This window comes from Streptomyces roseolus, from assembly GCF_014649855.1.
Classification (GTDB): Bacteria; Actinomycetota; Actinomycetes; order Streptomycetales; family Streptomycetaceae; genus Streptomyces; species Streptomyces roseolus.
Genome location: NZ_BMTV01000051.1, coordinates 1 through 17100 on the forward strand (window position 1 = coordinate 1; position 17100 = coordinate 17100).

General features: G+C 72.5%; 16 protein-coding genes. 5 read left to right on the forward strand and 11 right to left on the reverse strand.

Annotated features, from left to right (window positions below):
- Positions 1–92 precede the first annotated feature (92 nt).
- The 3 genes from IE245_RS35160 to IE245_RS35170 form a co-directional block, all read right to left on the reverse strand.
- Complete coding sequence (locus tag IE245_RS35160) at positions 93–1076, reverse strand: carbohydrate kinase family protein (protein ID WP_189955284.1); 984 nt, start codon at positions 1074–1076, stop codon at positions 93–95.
- A gap of 48 nt (positions 1077–1124) precedes the next feature.
- Positions 1125–2360 carry a methionine adenosyltransferase gene (metK, locus tag IE245_RS35165; RefSeq protein ID WP_189955286.1) on the reverse strand — a complete coding sequence of 412 codons (1236 nt, stop codon included), beginning with the start codon at positions 2358–2360 and terminating at the stop codon, positions 1125–1127.
- 480 nt (positions 2361–2840) lie between these two features.
- A complete protein-coding gene (locus IE245_RS35170; RefSeq protein WP_189955288.1) occupies positions 2841–3839 on the reverse strand; it encodes a ScbA/BarX family gamma-butyrolactone biosynthesis protein in 999 nt (332 codons plus the stop codon).
- 316 nt (positions 3840–4155) lie between these two features.
- On the opposite strand from IE245_RS35170, the gene IE245_RS35175 reads away from it, so the two are divergent.
- Both IE245_RS35175 and IE245_RS35180 read left to right on the forward strand, forming a co-directional pair.
- Positions 4156–4938 (forward strand): response regulator transcription factor, encoded by a 783-nt coding sequence (locus IE245_RS35175; protein WP_189955291.1) that lies wholly within the window; start codon positions 4156–4158, stop codon positions 4936–4938.
- 117 nt (positions 4939–5055) lie between these two features.
- On the forward strand, positions 5056–5682 hold the full coding sequence (locus tag IE245_RS35180) for a ScbR family autoregulator-binding transcription factor (protein WP_189955293.1): 627 nt from the start codon (positions 5056–5058) through the stop codon (positions 5680–5682).
- Here the strand turns inward: IE245_RS35180 and IE245_RS35185 are convergent.
- Positions 5671–6303 (reverse strand): TetR family transcriptional regulator, encoded by a 633-nt coding sequence (locus IE245_RS35185; protein ID WP_189955295.1) that lies wholly within the window; start codon positions 6301–6303, stop codon positions 5671–5673. The genes IE245_RS35180 and IE245_RS35185 overlap by 12 nt on opposite strands.
- Positions 6304–7718: 1415 nt before the next feature.
- Between IE245_RS35185 and IE245_RS35190 the strand changes: the two genes are divergently transcribed.
- Positions 7719–8123, forward strand: a complete 405-nt coding sequence (locus IE245_RS35190) for a BlaI/MecI/CopY family transcriptional regulator (protein ID WP_189955297.1) — start codon at positions 7719–7721, stop codon at positions 8121–8123.
- A 4-nt stretch (positions 8124–8127) separates the two neighbouring features.
- Positions 8128–9060 carry a M56 family metallopeptidase gene (locus IE245_RS35195; RefSeq protein ID WP_189955299.1) on the forward strand — a complete coding sequence of 311 codons (933 nt, stop codon included), beginning with the start codon at positions 8128–8130 and terminating at the stop codon, positions 9058–9060.
- Between the two features lie 61 nt (positions 9061–9121).
- Here IE245_RS35195 and IE245_RS35200 read toward each other — a convergent pair whose 3' ends face one another.
- Both IE245_RS35200 and IE245_RS35205 read right to left on the reverse strand, forming a co-directional pair.
- Complete coding sequence (locus IE245_RS35200; protein ID WP_189955301.1) at positions 9122–9385, reverse strand: GlsB/YeaQ/YmgE family stress response membrane protein; 264 nt, start codon at positions 9383–9385, stop codon at positions 9122–9124.
- Between the two features lie 45 nt (positions 9386–9430).
- Positions 9431–9886 carry a tellurite resistance TerB family protein gene (locus tag IE245_RS35205; RefSeq protein WP_189955303.1) on the reverse strand — a complete coding sequence of 152 codons (456 nt, stop codon included), beginning with the start codon at positions 9884–9886 and terminating at the stop codon, positions 9431–9433.
- A 98-nt stretch (positions 9887–9984) separates the two neighbouring features.
- Between IE245_RS35205 and IE245_RS35210 the strand changes: the two genes are divergently transcribed.
- The gene (locus IE245_RS35210) at positions 9985–10356 is read left to right on the forward strand and encodes a hypothetical protein (protein WP_189955305.1); all 372 of its coding nucleotides are present in this window, start codon (positions 9985–9987) and stop codon (positions 10354–10356) included.
- Between the two features lie 145 nt (positions 10357–10501).
- Here the strand turns inward: IE245_RS35210 and IE245_RS35215 are convergent, their stop codons facing one another.
- The 5 genes from IE245_RS35215 to IE245_RS35235 form a co-directional block, all read right to left on the reverse strand.
- Positions 10502–11536 carry a sporulation protein gene (locus IE245_RS35215; RefSeq protein WP_189955307.1) on the reverse strand — a complete coding sequence of 345 codons (1035 nt, stop codon included), beginning with the start codon at positions 11534–11536 and terminating at the stop codon, positions 10502–10504.
- 358 nt (positions 11537–11894) lie between these two features.
- The gene (locus IE245_RS35220) at positions 11895–12914 is read right to left on the reverse strand and encodes a hemolysin family protein (RefSeq protein WP_189955309.1); all 1020 of its coding nucleotides are present in this window, start codon (positions 12912–12914) and stop codon (positions 11895–11897) included.
- Entirely contained in the window at positions 12911–14230 is a 1320-nt protein-coding gene (locus IE245_RS35225) for a hemolysin family protein (RefSeq protein ID WP_189955311.1), read from the reverse strand. Before IE245_RS35225 ends, IE245_RS35220 begins: the two co-directional genes overlap by 4 nt.
- A 199-nt stretch (positions 14231–14429) precedes the next feature.
- Positions 14430–15446, reverse strand: coding sequence for a hemolysin family protein (locus tag IE245_RS35230; protein ID WP_189955313.1), 1017 nt, complete (start codon positions 15444–15446; stop codon positions 14430–14432).
- Positions 15443–16780, reverse strand: a complete 1338-nt coding sequence (locus tag IE245_RS35235) for a hemolysin family protein (RefSeq protein WP_189955316.1) — start codon at positions 16778–16780, stop codon at positions 15443–15445. Before IE245_RS35235 ends, IE245_RS35230 begins: the two co-directional genes overlap by 4 nt.
- Between the last annotated feature and the right edge of the window lie 320 nt (positions 16781–17100).

The window sequence follows — 17100 nt, forward strand, 5'->3', positions numbered from 1 at the left end:
CTCCTGGGCCTGGAGCATCGTCCCCATGGCGCCGTCGGCGACGACGACGCGGCTGGCGAGTGCTTCGCGGAGCGCGGCCGCCCGGCTCGCGGTCATGACCGCTCTCCCCACGACGGTTCGAGTTCCCGCGCGGCCTCCGGGCCGTACGCGGCGGCGAGCACCTCCGTCAGCCGGGCGGTGTCGGCCTCGTACGCCTGCGAGCCCACCGTCTCCAGTGCCGCGCCCGCCACCACGCACCCCAGCCGGGCGGCCGTCCGTTCGGACAGGCCGCGGCTGAGCGCGGTGAGGAAGCCGGCCCGGAAGGCGTCGCCCGCGCCGGTCGGGTCCACGGAACGCACCCCGGGGACCGCGGGCACGGTGAGCGGTTCCTCGCCCTTGCGGTCGATGCGGACTCCGGCCGCGCCCAGTGTGGTCACCCAGGCGCCCACCGTGTCGAGCACGTCGTCCTCCGTGCAGCCCAGGCGCTCCAGGACCAGGGCCTTCTCGTACTCGTTGGTGAACAGCCACTCGGCGCCCTCCACCAGGTGGCGGACCTCCTCGCCGTTCAGCCGCGCCAGCTGCTGCGAGGGGTCGGCCGCGAAGGGCACGCCGTGGTTCCGGCACTCCCGCGTGAAGCGCAGCATGGCCGCGGGCTCGTTCGGGCAGACGAGCACGAGGTCGGGCCGGGCGGGGCCCGAGAGCATGCCGTCCAGGCCGGTGTCCGCGGCCTCGGCCATGGCGCCGGCGTAGAACGCCGCGATCTGGTTGCCGTCCTGGTCGGTGAGGCACATGAACCGGGCGGTCTGCCGCGTCGCGGACACATGGACCGCGCCGGTGTCGACACCGTGCCGCTTGAGCCAGAGTTCGTACTCGGCGAAGTCGTCGCCCACCGAGCCGACGAGCTGGGGGGTGAGGCCGAGGCTGCCGAGCCCGAAGGCGATGTTGGCCGCCACGCCGCCCCGGCGTACCTCGAGGTCGTCGACGAGGAAGGACAGCGAGAGGTGGGCGAGCTGGTCGGGGACCAGCTGGTCCGCGAACCGGCCGGGGAACACCATGAGATGGTCTGTTGCGATGGATCCAGTCACCGCGATGCGCACGTCGTCACTCCTGGGATAGGGGCTCTCAGGCCGTCAGGCACGTCACTGTCAAAGCCCTGCGGCGGCCTTCAGCCGTGCGGCCCGGTCGGTCCGCTCCCAGGTGAACCCGGCGTCGTCGCGGCCGAAGTGCCCGTACGCGGCGGTGGCGGCGTAGACGGGGCGCAGCAGGTCGAGGTCGCGGATGATCGCGGCCGGGCGCAGGTCGAAGACCTCGCCGATCGCCCGCTCCAGGTCCTGCTGGGGAACGGTGGCGGTGCCGAAGGTCTCGACGAAGAGGCCGACCGGCTCGGCCTTGCCGATGGCGTAGGCGACCTGTACCTCGCAGCGCTCGGCGAGGCCGGCGGCGACGACGTTCTTGGCGACCCAGCGCATGGCGTAGGCGGCCGAGCGGTCCACCTTCGACGGGTCCTTGCCGGAGAAGGCGCCGCCGCCGTGGCGGGCGTAGCCGCCGTACGTGTCGACGATGATCTTCCGTCCGGTGAGGCCGGCGTCGCCCATCGGGCCGCCGATCTCGAACTTTCCGGTGGGGTTCACGAAGAGGCGGTAGTCCTCGGTGTCCAGCTTGATGCCGTCGGCCGCGAGCTGGGCCAGCACGTGTTCCACGACGTGGTGCCGGATGTCGGGCGCGAGGAGGGAGTCCAGGTCGATGCCCGGGGCGTGCTGGGAGGAGACGACGATCGTGTCCAGGCGGACGGGCCGGTCGTCCTCGTACGCGATGGTGACCTGGGTCTTGCCGTCCGGGCGCAGGTAGGGGACGGTCCCTTCCTTGCGGACGTCCGTCAGGCGGCGCGCCAGCCGGTGGGCCAGGTCGATCGGCAGCGGCATCAAGGAGGGCGTCTCGGCGGACGCGTAGCCGAACATGAGGCCCTGGTCGCCCGCGCCCTGCCGGCCGAGCTCGTCCTCGCCCTCGTCCTCGGCGGAGGTGTCGCCCGCCGCGTCGGTCCGCGTCTCGTAGGCCGTGTCGACGCCCTGGGCGATGTCGGGCGACTGCTGGCCGATGGAGACCGAGACGCCGCAGGACGCCCCGTCGAACCCCTTCGCGGAGGAGTCGTATCCGATCTCCAGGATCTTCTCGCGCACGAGGGTGGCGATGTCGGCGTACGCCGAGGTCGTCACCTCTCCCGCGACGTGCACCTGGCCGGTGGTGACCAGCGCCTCCACGGCGACGCGGGCGTGCGGGTCCTGGGTGAGAAGCGCGTCGAGGATCGTGTCGCTGATCTGGTCGGCGATCTTGTCCGGATGTCCCTCGGTGACGGACTCCGAGGTGAAAAGGCGTCGGGACATGGCTCTCCTGAGTGACGAGGGCATGGGTGAGACGGGGGACGGTGCGGTGAGCAGGGTCCGGCTCAAGCATGTGCGGGGAGGGCACCGGCCTCCAGAAGATCCGTTGCAGGACTCTGTCGGGATCGGCAAGCGGCCGGTGGCAGTTCCCGGTGCCGCCAAGTCGGGGTCAGATCTTTGCCAAGAGCTCCGGGTCCGGTGGCTCGTCCACCGGACCCGGAGCGGTCGGTCCGCGCACGGGCGGTCGGTCCGCACGTGGGCGATCGATGCGCACGTGGGCGATCGATGCGCACGTGGGCGATCGATGCGCACGTGGGCGATCGATGCGTACGCGGGCGATCGGTGCGCACCCGGAGCGGTCGGTCCGCGCGGGGCGGTACGTCGCGGTGCCGGGTTCGTCCGCCGGCGCGGTCACCCGAGTCGACGGCGTGCTCGGCGAGGGCGTGTTCGGCGACGCGCGCGTGCTTCGTCGCGGACGACGGATCAGCGGGTCCGGGGGGCCACGACGAGGTCGGTGGTGAAGACCTGCTTGTCCCGCTGGGTTCCCTCCACCCTCACCAGCATGCCGTCCCCGCCTTCGCCCGGAACGGTCCGGGCCTCGATCCAGCAGGGCGCCTCGAACTCGGCGTAACAGGTGAAGGTGCTCCTCAGGCCGAGCACGAGGGCGTCGGGCAGGCCGCTGACCGCGTGTGCGGCCTGCCGGGCGGCCTCCAGCAGGACCATGCCCGGGACGTGGTCCACCGGGTGGTCGAAGTAGGTCGGGTGAGCGGTGTCGACGCGCAGTTCCCAGCGGCCGTCCGTGCCCGGGGCGGGCACGCCGAGCACGACGTGCCGGGGGCTGGTGTGCCCCACGAGGGCCGGCTCGACGGCCGGGGGCACCGGTCGGTCGCTGTGGGTGGGGGTGCCGCCGCGCAGTCGCCGGAACACCTGCGGGCTCATGCACCGGAAGGAGGCCTCCGCGGTGCCGAGGCTCCGGCCGTCCCGCTCCACGGTGACGACGTACCCCATGGAGGACAGTGCTCCGTTGCGGCGGACGATGTCCCGGCACTCGGTGCGGAGGACGATCTCCGTGGGGGTGCGGCCCGCCCTCAACAGCTCGGGTTCGAGCGAGACGGACATGTCCCGCATCAGGAACTGGTGGCCGAAGGGGACGTCGAACTCGGCGTGGGCCAGCAGGGATCCGACCTGTCTGACCGATTCGACCAGGAGCAGCGGATCCTGGTACTCGTCGTCGCGGGCGAACAGGGAGTGGCTGCGCGGCCATTGGGCACGGACCACGAACTTCTCGGAACCCGCCTGCGGGTCGACGGCGTCCCATCCCGTCAGGAAGACCTCGGAGACCGCGGCGCGGTGGACGTACTCCCGCGGGACCGTCGACGTCAGGCGCTGCGCGGGGACCCGGGTTAACGCCTGCTCGACCACCGAGACCGGTCCCGTTCCCCCGACCCGTGCCGTGGACGACTGCTCAGCGAAGTGCGGCATGTGCAGGACTCCTGTCGTATGCGGGCAGGGGACACCTACGGCACGCCGTCGCCCCCCGCTGCGGCAAACCTTCCGTGCCCAACATACAGACAGGTCTGCGTGGTCCTGGTTAACAACTTCCCAAGCTTTTTGGATCGCCCGTCACAGACGGTGAGTCATCTGGCACGCGGCAGCCACTTCAGGGCGCGCATTCACCCACCAGGCCCTTGACACGCGGGGGTGAGAGCCCCTTGACATTCAGACACGTCTGTTTGTTATGTTCCTCGTCGCCGACTGCAGCGCCCCAGCCGCTGCGGCCACGCCTCAGGAGGAACAGATGAATCGGCAGGCCGTGGATCTCCTCACTTCGCCGACCGAACAACCCCGCCCCCGGCACCCGCAGGGCGCCCCCTCCCGGCCCCACTTCGCCGCCCCTCCCACCCCTCATCGGCAGGAAGGACTGCGCGTCCTGGTCGTCGAGGCCAACACCCGGGACGCGGACACGCTCCTCCAGGGTCTGACCAGGCAGGGTTATGTGACGCAGAGTGCGAAGAACGGCGCCCAGGCGCTCCGTTCCCACGGCGACGCCGACCTCGTCCTGCTCGACCTCGACCTGCCGGACCTCGACGGGCTGGAAGTGTGCCGGGGCATCCGCACCGTCAGCGAGACGCCCATCATCACGGTGACGGCGCGCGACTCCGAGCTCGACCGGGTCCTCGGCCTGCAGGCCGGAGCGGACGACTACCTGGTCAAGCCGTACGGCTTCCGGGAGCTGCTGGCCCGGATGGAGGCCATCATGCGGCGCGTCCACCGCCAGACCACGCCGGCGCGCGTCGCCGTCCACCAGGGCCTGCGGGTCGACGCCGACGCGCGGACGGCCACGCTCGACGACGAGCCGCTGGACCTGACCCGCAAGGAGTTCGACCTGCTGTTCCTGCTCGCCTCGCAGCCGGACACGGTGATCTCGCGCCGCCAGATCATGGCCCAGGTCTGGGGGGACGCCTGGTCGCCCCGGGGCCGTACCATCGACACCCATGTCGGAACGCTGCGGGGCAAGCTCGGCTCCAGCGAGTGGATCCACACCGTCCGGGGCATCGGCTTCCGCCTCGGGTGCCCGTAATCGGGCCCGGCAAGGCCGGTCAGCGTCGATCCGCCTCCGCCGCCCGCCCCACCACCGCGTAACGTTGCGTTAAGATACAGACAAGTATGTCGAAATTTTTCGCGGCGAGAGAGTGACATGGCCAAACAAGAACGGGCACAGCGGACGCGACAAGCCATCCTCACCGCCGCGGCGGAGCTGTTCGACGAGCGCGGTTACGACTCGGCGAGCACCACCGACATCCTGGCGCGGGCCGGTCTCACCCGCGGGGCGCTCTACCACCACTTCCCGTCGAAGGAAGCGATCGCCCTCGCCCTGCTCGACGCGCACGTCGACGCCCTCCAGGTGGAGGAGCAGCCGGTGAAGCTCCAGAGCCTGATCGACCTGACCTTCAGGTTCGCCCAGCGGCTTCAGCACGATCCGGCGCTCCGCGCCAGCGTCCGCCTCTCCGTGGAGCAGTCCTCGTTCACCGCGTTCCAGACCGGTTACGAGCAGTCCATCGAGGTCATACGGAGTCTCCTGCGGCAGGCCATGGACCAGGGCGAGATGCTGCCCGGTCTGGACATCGAGGAGGCGACGCTCTTCATCGTCGGCGCCTACACCGGTGTCCAGACCATGGACCAGGCGTACAGCGGGCGCGCCGACCTGCTCGACCGGATCGGCTCCTTCTGGCGGTTCATCCTGCCCGGCCTGGCCACGCCCGGCCTCATCAGCCGCCTGCGGACCACGGCGCCGGCGGGCGCCCCGCGCCCTTCATCGGACTGAAGGCCGCTCGGAACCGGCGGGCGAGGGCACCGACGGCCCCACCCGCCCCGCCGCACGGGCGTCCCCGGCGCCGCCGGAGTCGAACAGAGCCTGGAGCATCGGCCACAGCCGGTCCACGCTGCGGCCCTCCCACCACTTGGGGTCACTGCGTCCCAGGGACTCCACGCCCGCGGCGAGCAGCACGACGAGGTCGGCGAGATCCTCCACCGGGAACGCCGCCCGCCGCCCGGCGAGCACGAGACGTTCGTGGAGCATGGCCAGCATCTGGTCCCGCAGCCGGGGTGACTGGAACGTCCCGTCGCCCGCGAGCTTCATCCCGGCCCGCACGATCGGGTCCGTGCGCAGCGACTCGCCCAACGTGACGAGAAAGGTCCGCAGGGCCTCCGCCGGCTCCCGGCTGAACGCCTCGTCTATGAGCGCGACGATCCGGTCGTGCGCTTCCTCGTAGACCGCGGCGGCCAGCATCGCGGTGGAGGCGAAGTGGTGATAGAGCGCACCCCTGCTCACCCCCGCCTTCTGGCAGACGTTGACCAGCCCCGCGTCCGAGGGCGGGCCGTCCGCGACCAGCTCGGCCATGGCCCGCACGAGTGCTTGCCGGGTCCGGTGCGACCGGGTCTGCATGGGCCCTCTTTTCATGGCATCAGTCGAATGTTCAACCCCCCGGGCGTGGCAGCCACGCGGAATCATACAACACTGTCTCTTCTTTGCCAGCCCACTCCCACCCCCGCCCCCCACCAGGCACACCGAACGGCTCCTTTGGCCGGAATCAAGGCCACTTTGTGGGCCGCCTTCCCCCCGATACGCCCCCGCACACCCCGAAAACAAAACAGGGAAGTCGGTTTACGCCCTCCCCGTCGGCCCCTCAAACGAGCCCCACAGGCCACAAACGACTGAACCCCGAGTCACCGTCTCCCCATCCCCGTCCCCCACCGTTCTCCAGCGGGACTCAAGGGAGACTCCAAAGGAATCCAAGGTTCCGGCAGGAGGATCCGCGGCGTCCGGGCGAAGACGTCGTAAAAGCCGCTCTGTCGAACTCGGTGACGGGGACGGCGCGTGCCGACGTGACGGGAGGACGCGGGAAAGGCGTCGGCACGCGAAGGGACGGGACCGGGGCCGTGTCGACCGGCGCGTCACGAAGGCGCCCGGGCACCCATCAGGCCGGGCCGCGCGCCGCCGGCCGTGCACCACGGCGACGCCGTGAAGGCCGTGAAGGGCGAGGCGGCCCGCCTCCACCCCTCGGTGACGGGACATCAGGACGATCTCGCCACCGCTCCCCGGGACCGGTCGCACGCCCGTCTCACTCAGGGACGGGCCGCGCCGACGGCTCCTGCCTGGAGCCGGCCGTCGACCGGCGGCCCCTGGACCCGCGGGGCGCCGCACAGGCCGCCGCGGAGCTGCGCGCCCACTGCCACGACACGGTGCAGGATCCGGTGAAGACCGGCGACACGATGGCCCGCTCGACGACGGGTCGCTCTGGTGGGACCGAACCAGACCACAGGCCCTCATGGGGCGGCGCGCGGCTGACGGTCGAACGTCAGGAAGGTGACCATCCACCCCGAAGGGAACCGCGCAACCGCCTGATGCACCGACCCCGTCCCCTTGCTCCGCCTCTCGGGGCTCGTGTGGAGAAAGGGTGTCACGGGCGGTCGGCCACGTCCGCCGGCCCATGGCGGCGAGTGCGGCGCCCACCCGGTCCGCGAGGGCGTCGTCGTCGCCGGCCAGGTGGCGAGGGGTGGCCCGGAAGGCCGGACCGGGCTCGGGGTCGGATGAACCGTGGGAGCGCTCAGGGCGCGGGTGTTCCTCCTGGGGCGGGGAGCTGGGCGGTCGTCCACGCTGACACCGCCGGACCGCGCTCTCCAGGCCCTCGGGGTCGTTCCTCGTCCACCGTCGGCGAACCGATCCCTGGAGATCGCCCGGCTCGACGCGTCGCCCTTCCTCCGGAGCCGTCCGTGGACGGCGGGGAAACGCGAGGTGGTCAGTACGATGAACCGCGCTCGCGGCGGTAGGCGGCGCCTGGACGGTGGGAGGCCGATGGCATGACGGACCACAGGGGCGCCGGCGGGGCGGTTCCGCGCAGGCGGGGGCAGGGCGTGCTGGAGACGCAGGTGCTGGCAGCCTTGCGCGCGGCGCCGGGGCCGGTGGCCGCGGGATGGGTGCAGGAGCGGCTCGGCGGCGATCTCGCCTATACGACGGTGGTGACCATCCTGACCCGGCTGCATGTCAAAGGGGCGGTCACGCGGGAGCGGTCGGGGCGTTCGTTCCAGTGGACGGCCGTCGCGGACGAGGCGGGCCTGGCCGCGCTGCGGATGCGGCGGGTGCTCGATTCCGAGGCCGATCGCGAGGCCGTGCTCACGAGCTTCGTGAGCACGCTGTCCCCGGGCGACGAACGGCTGTTGCGCGCGCTGCTGGACACCACGGAGGACGCGGAGGAGGGAGACTAGGGCCATGGGGGTCTTCGTCTTCCTGCCGCTGGTACTGCCGTTGACGGCCTGGCCCGTCGCCCGGCTGGCCGAGCACCACCTGCACCCCAGGGCCGCGACCTGGCTGCTGAGCGCGGTCGCGGCCGTGCTCGCCCTGTGCAGCACCTTGTGCCTCGGGCTGCTCATGGTGGTGGGAACCGCCCAGCTGCCCGGGAACCCGCTGCCCGACGGATGGTCGGACCCCGAGGTCCGCGCGGCCGTGCCCTACGACGAGATCGCCGGCCGGATCGCGATCCCCGCCCTCCTCGCCGTACTGCTCGCGTGCACGGGGACGGCCTGGCGGCACCTTCGGGTGCGCCGGCGGGCCGAGCGGGCCCTGTCCGGGCTGCCCGGTTCGCCCGTCGCCGTGCTGCCGGACCCCGCCCCGTACGCGTACGCCCTGCCCGGCCGGCGCGACCGGATCGTCGTCACCACCGGCATGCTGGCCGGACTGGACGCGGGTGAGCGGCGGGCGCTGTTCGCCCATGAGCGGGCGCATCTGGCCCGTCGTCATCACCGCTTCCTGCTGGTCGTCCAGCTCGCGGCCCGCGCCAATCCCTTCCTGCGGCCGCTGCGTACGGCCGTCGTCTACTCCACCGAGCGGTGGGCGGACGAGGAGGCGGCGCAGGCCGTGGGGAGCCGGCGGACCGTGGCACGGGCGGTCGGCAAGTCGGCGCTGATCTCGCGGGGTTCACCCGTGCCCGCGCTGACGCACTTCACCGAGGCCGCCGGGCCGGTGCCGCGCCGGGTGGCGGCCCTGCTCGGGCCCGCTCCCTCTCCCAGGATCTGGCCGCCGGCGTTCACCGCCGTCGGGCTGGCCGCCTGGGGCGCGACCGCGGGGACGACCGTCTCGGCGCTGTCCTCGGCGAACGCGACGGTGACGCTCTTCTTCATCCTGCACGCCGCCACACCCATGTGAGAGGAGGGGCACCGTCCCGTCGGGTCACCGTCCCGCCGGGGCTGTGGCCCCTCCCTCCGCCTCAGGCGCGCGTCTTGTACCTCTCCAGGGCGGCGACACCCGCCGCCGCGAGGCCGATCTGGATGATCCATTCGATCCAGTCGACGCCCTTGGTGTCCGCGACGCCCAGGCCCGCCGCCAGGGCGGTGCCGACGAGGGCGGCGACGATGCCGACGGCGATGGTCCACAGGACCCCGATCCGCTGCCGGCCGGGCAGGACGAGCCGCCCGAGGGTTCCGATGACGACGCCGATGACGATCGCGCTGATGATGCCCGAGATCTCCATGCCTGTCCCCTTCCCCGTGTCGTACGGCGGTAACTCCGGCGCCGGTTACAGGTCGAACTCGTGCGGCGGGAGGCCGAGGGTGAAGCACGCCTCCCGCACGACCGCCTGCTCGGCCTTGTCGAAGTCGCCGTCGGCGCCGCCGATGACGATGCCGATCTGGATCACGGCGCGGGCCTCGGCCGGCTTCTTCTTCGCCTTGGCGATCTCCTGGAGCACGCCGACCTTGCCGAAGGCGAAGTCCGCGGTCAGCTTGCCCAGGTTCTCGTCGAACCGGCGCTGGAGATCGGCCGCGTCGAAGTTCCGCAGCACCTCGTTGATGGCGATCAGCTGGGCGACCCGCTGCCGTTCGGAGGGGTCGACCGTGCCGTCCGCGGCGGCGACGAGCGCGCACATCGCCATGGAGGCGTCACGGAACGCACCGGACTTGAGGTCGTTCTTCTTCGCCATGAGCTGCGTCTGCATCGTCGACGCGGACTCCTTGAGGCGGTCCCACAGGGCCATCGAGAACTCCCTACACGCTTGGGGGGCCGCCCGGGCCGGGGGGTGCGCGACCCGGGCGAACCCATCTTCTACATTACTGTAGAAGTTATCAGGTGCGGGTGAGGACGAGTCGGCGCACCAGCAGGGCGACCTCCTTCGCGGGCCACCCCTCCGGCACGGCACCCGGCGCGGCAACCTGGCCATCGGAAGCCTGGATCCGGTACGCGCCGTACGCCGGTCCCCAGAGCCACGGCGCCGCCGGCTTCCCGGCGGGCGTGACCCCCTCGAAGGGCTTCGAGTCCAGCGTCGAGGCCGCGAAGGCGAGCCTCGCCGGAGCGCCGGCGGTCGGCGGGGGCGTGCGCCCCCGCCGACTCCTGCGCCACCCGGCCGCACGTGGCGGCGGAGACGGCGAGGACGGCCGCGAGGGCGGCGAGGAGGACACGGCGGGCACGGCGCGCGGGCAGGGCGAAGTCCAGGGGAGGAAGGGGTGAAGCCCCTTCGGACACTCCATGCCCGCAGGAGCGAGACCGGGTCGCGGACACCGCCGGGCGAGGGTTCGACCCCTGTCGCGCCCATCGGCCCGCCCCGGTGGGCGGCGGCGGCCACTCTCCACCGAGGCGCCGGATCCAGGGCGGTTCAGCCCTCGTCGCCCTCGTCCTCCCCCTCTCCGTCCCCCTCGAAGAAGTCGCCCACCTCGTCGACGACTTCGGCGGCCACCATGCCACCGACCACGCCGACGGCCAGGCCCGCGGCGCCGGCGGCGGCCACCGCCCCCATGCCCGGGCCGGAGTGGTGGCCGCCGTGACCGTACTCGCCCTTGTGGCCGTGACCCCCGTCGGAGCCGTGGCCGCCCTGGGCGAAGAGCGCGCCGCCCGCCTGCCCGTACGAGCCGTGCGAGGCGCGATGCTCGACGAGCCGGCGGACCCAGCCGTCGACCTCCGCGTTCCAGTCCGTGCGGTCGGTGTCGTGGTGGCCGACGGTGTAGCGGTTCAGGGTGTCGTGCCCCTCGGAGAGGAAGCCGCCGCGCTTGTCGGCCTCCAGGACCACCTCCAGGCCGGCGGGGCCCGCGAGGAAGGTCACCTCGATCTCGTTGACCTGGTGGGCGTACTGCGGCGCCGGGGTCAGCTCGATCTCCTGGTAGAAGGGCAGCTGCTGGCCGGTCCCCCCGATGCGGCCGAGTTCGAGGTCGGCGGACTTGAAGGCGAAGCCGAGCTGCCCGAACGCCTCCAGGACCGCCTCCTGAGCGGGCAGGGGGCGGACGGCGAGCGGGTCGAGGTCTCCCTTGTCCTTGGCGCCTGCGACGCCGAGTTCGGTGCGGACACCGAGGACGATGCCCAGCCCCTGCCCGTACAGCTCGGTGATCGGCGTCTCCCACGGCAGCGTGAAGGAGAAGGGCACGCCGCGGCGCTCGCCCTCGGACAGGCGGAATCCGCCCGCGACGACGTGCTGGTGGAAGGCGACCATGCCCTCCGCCTCGCCCTCGTCGTACTCGGCCTCGACGCGGGCGACGAGCTCCAGGGTGATGTGCTCGATCGTGAAGTCGGCGTTTCCGCCCTGGAGACGAACCTGACCGGCGACGACGCCGCCGGGTGCCACCGCGCCCGGGTCGAGCACGGTGTCCACCGAGGGGCCCCCTACGCCGAGCGAGCCGAGCAGACGCTTGAACACCATCGGGCGTTCACTCCTTCATGTCGCTTGTGTGGTGCAGCAGTTCGACCGATGCCTCCACCGGCCATCTACACTTGTGTAGAAGCATAGGGGTGCGGCGGCCGACCCCTGCACCGCTCGACGGCCCGCACCGCCTCAAGCCGGGCCGTGACACCGGGCGAAGGGAACGCGAGCAGGCGAACGCGACAGGAACCGAGGGCCTCACAGGCGACCCCGGCGACATGCCCGCCGAAGGCGCGGCCACCGCACCTCTCCACGCTTGCAGAGGACGGGTGGGGGCGCGCCCCCGGCGAGGTGTGCGATCGGTCCTCCGCCGACATCGTCCGAAACCCTGCGCGAGACGGTCGGGTGCGGGCGGGTCTCAGAGCGTCTGCGGCCCCATGATCCGGACCAGCAGGTCGTCCAGGCTGACCAGGCCGGTGAGCCGTCCCTCTGCGTCGCGCACGAGGGCGAGGGAGGCGCGGCGCCGGCGGAGGTGTTCGATGGCGTCGGAGACCGTGTCGGTGCCGGCCAGTTCCGGTACGGGGCGGGCGAGGGCCCCGGCGGTCAGGTCCCTGCCGCGGGTGCGGGCGACGAGGACGTCGCGGGCGTGCACCGAGCCGAGGATCCGGTCGCCGTCCCGGACGAGGAGGCGGGAGCGGTCGGCGTCGGACGCCTGGGCGAGGACGGCGTCGAGTCCGGCACCCGCGTCGACGGCGACGATGTCGGCGGCCGGGGTCTGGAGCGCGGCCACGGGGGTCTGCGGCTCGGTGAGGGAGCGCGTGATGAGCTGCGAGTCGGTCCTGTTGATGAGGCCGAGGCGCTCGGACTCCTCGACGAGGTGGGTGAGCTGCTCGCGGTTGTGGACGGCGGCCAGCTCGTCCCGGGGCTGGACGCGGCACAGGCGGACGAGCGCGTTGCTGACCTTGTTGAGGAGCCAGATCAGCGGGCGCACGGCCTTGACGACGGCCCGGAACGGCGGGGCGAGCAGCATGGCGGAACGTTCGGGGTGGGCGATGGCCCAGGACTTGGGGGCCATCTCGCCGAGGACCATGTGGAGGAAGACGACGACGATCATGGCGACGGCGAACGCGATGCCGTAGCTGAGCGCTTCCGGCAGCCCCAGCTCGGCCAGCAGCGGGTCGAGTTCGTGGGAGACGGCGGGCTTGGAGATGGCGCCGAGGCCCAGCGTGCAGAGGGTGATGCCGAGCTGGGCGCCGGCGAGCATCAGGGACAGCTCGCGCATGCCGGCGAGGGCGGCCTTGGCGCCGCGCTGCCCGTCGGCGACGGCCTTCTCGACGCGGTGGCGCTTGGCGGCGACGAGCGCGAACTCGGCGGCGACGAAGAAACCGCTGCCGATGAGGAGCAGGACGGTGATGAACAGGGCCATGGGGAAGCTCATGCCTGGGCCTCCTCGGCGGTGGCGGTCCGGACGTGTTCGATGCGGACGCGCCCGGGGACGTGACGGTCGAGGCTGAGGACGTCGATGCGGACGCCGTCGACGGTGAGGTGGTCCCCGATGGTCGGGAAGCGGCCGAGGCGGTCGATGATCAGGCCGGCGACGGTGTCGTAGTCGTCGTCCTCGGGCAGGGCGATGCCGGTGGCGTCCTCGATCTCGTCGAGGCGGCGGCCCGCGTCGACGCGCCAGCCGTCGCCGTCCGGCACGGCGAGCGCGACGACCGTGTCGGTCTCGTCGGCGATGTCGCCGACCAGTTCCTCGGCGATGTCCTCGTAGGTGACGATTCCGGCGACGCCGCCGTGCTCGTCCAGGACGACGGCGAACTCGTCGTCCGCCTCCCGCATCCGCGCCACCGCCCGCGGCAGCGGCAGCGTGTCCGGCAGCAGCAGCGGCGCCCGGTCGGCCTCGCCGGCCGTCGAGGTGTCGAACCGGCCGGCGGGCAGCCGGGCGAGGTCGCGCACGCCGAGGACGCCGGCGACGTCGTCGGGGTGGTCGCCGAGGACGGGGTAGTTGGAGTGGCCGTGCCGGGCGATCAGCTCGACCGCCTCGGTGAGGGTGGCGTCCTTGCGGACGAAGACGGCGTCGGCGCGCGGCACCATCACCTCGTCCAGGGTCCGCTCGGAGAACTCCAGGGCGTGGTCGAGGAGCTCGGCGGTGTCGGTCGGCAGCTGCCCCTGCTCGTGGGACTCGCCGATGAGGTGGCTGAGTTCCTCCAGCGTGGCGCCGTGGTGCAGCTCCTCGACGGGCTCGATGCCGACCTTGCGGAGCAGCCCGTTCGCGGCGCCGTCGAAGACGCGGACGACCGGACCGACGACCTTCAGGTACAGGAGGGTGGAGGAGGCCAGGGACTTGGCGAGCCGTTCGGGGACGGCGAGCGCGAGGTTCTTCGGCGCGAGTTCGCCCAGGACCATCTGGAGCACGGTCGCGATCACGAAGGCGAGGACGACGGAGATCGCCGACACCGCCCCGTCCGACAGGCCCGTCCCGTCCAGCGCGGGCTTGAGCAGGGCGGAGACGGACGGCTCGGCGAGGAAACCGACGACCAGGCCGGTGACGGTGATGCCGAGCTGGGCGCCGGACAGCATGAAGGAGAGGCGTTCGAGGACCTTCAGCGCGCGGGCCGCCCGCTTGTCGCCGGCCTCGGCCTCACGGGCGAGGGCGATCCGGTCGGCGGCGACGTACGAGAACTCCTGGGCCACGAAGTAGCCGGTGCCGGCGGTCAGCACGAGGACGGCCAGCAGGCCGAGAGCGGCGTTCATCGGCGGCCGCATCCCCTCGAGCGGGCGGGACGCGTCGTTCTGGCGGACAAGCGGGTGCTCCTTCGTGGGGCGGTGATCGAAGGCGATCGGTTCGAGTATCGGCGGGTACGCCACGGGCGGCGCGGCCTCGCCACGCCGGGGGCCGGAAGGGCCGGGGCCCGGAAGGGCCGGGGCCCGGAAGGGCCGGGGCCCGGGGAGGTCACACGGTGGCGGGTCCCACCAGCTCCTCCAGGACGTCCTCCATCGTCACGTAGCCGACGACGGAGCCGGATTCGCCGGTGACGACGGCCAGGTGGCTGCCGGCGGCGCGCAAGGCGGTGAGGACGTCGTCCAGCGGGGTGTCGATCCGCACCCGGGTGACGGCGTGGAAGGCGGTCCGCGGGAAGGGCCTGTCGCGGTCGGCGACGCCGAGGGTGTCCTTGATGTGTACGTAGCCCAGGACGGCGCCGGCGGGGCCGGTGACCGGGAAGCGGGAGTAGCCGGCGCGGGCCGCGGTCCGCTCCAGTTCCGCCGGGGTGATCCGGTGGTCTACGGTGACCATCCGCACGGCGGGGACGAGGATCTCGCCGACCGGGCGGGTACCGAGTTCCAGGGCGTCGCGCAGCCGCTCGCCGTCGGCGGGCGAGAGCAGTCCGGCGGCGCTGGTGTCCTGGACCATGCGGGCGAGCTGGTCGTCGGTGTAGACGGCGGTGACCTCGTCCTTCGGCTCGACCCGCAGCAGGCGCAGGAGGGCGTTGGCGAAGGAGTTGATGCCGAAGACGACCGGCTTGAGGACGCGGGTGAGGGCGACGAGCGGCGGTCCGAGGAACAGCGCGGTCCTCACCGGGGCGGCGAGGGCGATGTTCTTCGGGACCATCTCGCCGATCAGCATGTGCGCGTACGTCGCCAAGGTCAGGGCGATGACGAAGGCGATCGGGTGCACGAGGCCGTGCGGCACGTGGGCCGCCTCGAAGGCGGGCTCCAGGAGGTGGGCGATCGCGGGCTCGGCGACCGCGCCCAGGACCAGCGAGGACACGGTGATGCCCAGCTGGGCGGTGGCCAGGAGCGCGGAGATGTGTTCCAGGCCCCACAGGGTCATGCGGGCGCGCCGGTCTCCGTCGCGGGCGAGCGGTTCGATCTGGCTGCGGCGGACGGAGATCAGGGAGAACTCGCCGCCGACGAAGAAGGCGTTCGTCAGGAGGGTGAGGAAGCCGATGGTGAGCTGGAGCGCGGTCATCGGGCCGCTCCGGCGTGCTCGGGCGCCGCGGCGGGGACGGGCTCGGTGAGGTGGACGCGGTCCGCGCGGTGGTGCTCGACGTCGAGGACGTCGAGCCGCCAGCCGTCGAGCAGGACGGCGTCGCCCTGGGCGGGGATGCGGCCGAGGCGGGTGGCGATGAGGCCGGCGACCGTCTCGTACGGACCTTCCGGCGCGCGCAGCCCTATCCGGGCCAGCTGGTCGATCCGTACGCCGCCGTCGGCCTCCCAGGTGGCCCGGCCGTCGTCGGTGGGCGGGGCGGGCAGCAGGTCGGGGACCTCGACGGGGTCGTGCTCGTCCCGCACCTCGCCCACGACCTCTTCCACGATGTCCTCGACGGTCGCGACGCCGGCCGTGCCGCCGTACTCGTCGATGACGACGGCCATGCCCCGGTGGGCCCGCAGGCGCTCCAGGAGCCGGTCGGCGGGCAGCGTCTCGGGAACGAGCAGCGGCGGGGTGGTCAGGGCGGTGACGGGGGTGGCGTCCCGCTTCTCGGGCGGCAGGGCGAGGACGTCGCGGATGTGGACGGTGCCGATGACGTCGTCGTGGTTCAGCCGGTAGACCGGGAAGCGGGACAGGCCGGTGGCGTAGGTGAGGTTGGCGGCGTCGGCGGCCGTGGCCCGCGCGTCCAGGGCGCGGACGTCCACGCGCGGCGTCATGACGTTCTCGGCCGTCAGCTCGCTCAGGTGGAGCGTCCGCACGAACAGCTCGGCGGAGTCCGCCTCGATGGCGCCCTCCGCCGCGCTGTGCCGGGCGAGGGACGCCAGCTCGGCGGGGGTCCGTACGGTGTGCAGTTCGTCGGCCGGCTCCAGGCCGAAGCGGCGCACGAACCGGTTCGCGGTGCCGTTGAGGTGCCGGATGAAGGGGCCGAAGGCGGCGGTGAAGCCGCGCTGCGGGCCGGCGACGACCTTGGCGACGGCCAGCGGCCGGGAGATCGCCCAGTTCTTGGGCACGAGCTCACCGATGACCATGAGGACGACGGTGGAGAGCGCCACCCCGAGGACGGTGGCGACGGACGGGGCCGCGGCGCCGAGGCCGATCGCCTCCAGCGGTCCGCGCAGCAGCGCGGCCAGGGACGGCTCGGCGAGCATGCCGATCACCAGGGAGGTGACGGTGATGCCGAGCTGGGCGCCGGACAGCTGCACGGTCAGCCGGCGCACGGCGCGCAGCGCGCCCTCGGCACCGCGTTCGCCGGCCTCGACGGCCCGCTCCAGTTCACCGCGCTCGACGGTGGTGAGGGAGAACTCGGCCGCGACGAAGACGGCGCACGCGAGGGTGAGGGCGAGCGCGAGCAGGAGAAGGAGTACTTCGGTCACCGTGCCACCCCCGCTCCCCGGCTCGACGCGTCAGGGCAGGCGGTGGCACGGCTCGTACTGGGAGGCTCACCCATTGCGGGTCGCTCACTCCTTCTCGTCCTGGGTGGGAATCCGGGCGGGATCGGGCCGGCGGAGACACGGCCTTCTACATCACTGTAAAGGAAAGGCGATCTCCGATCGAGAGCCCGCCCCTCCACCCGTCCGAGGCACAGCCACGTCCGACCACCGCCACGAAACCCCTCGCCGGGACCCGGAAGGAACGCGGTGCCGGGTTCATCCGCGGCATCAGCGGCGGTCGCGAACGGCCCGGGCGGACCACC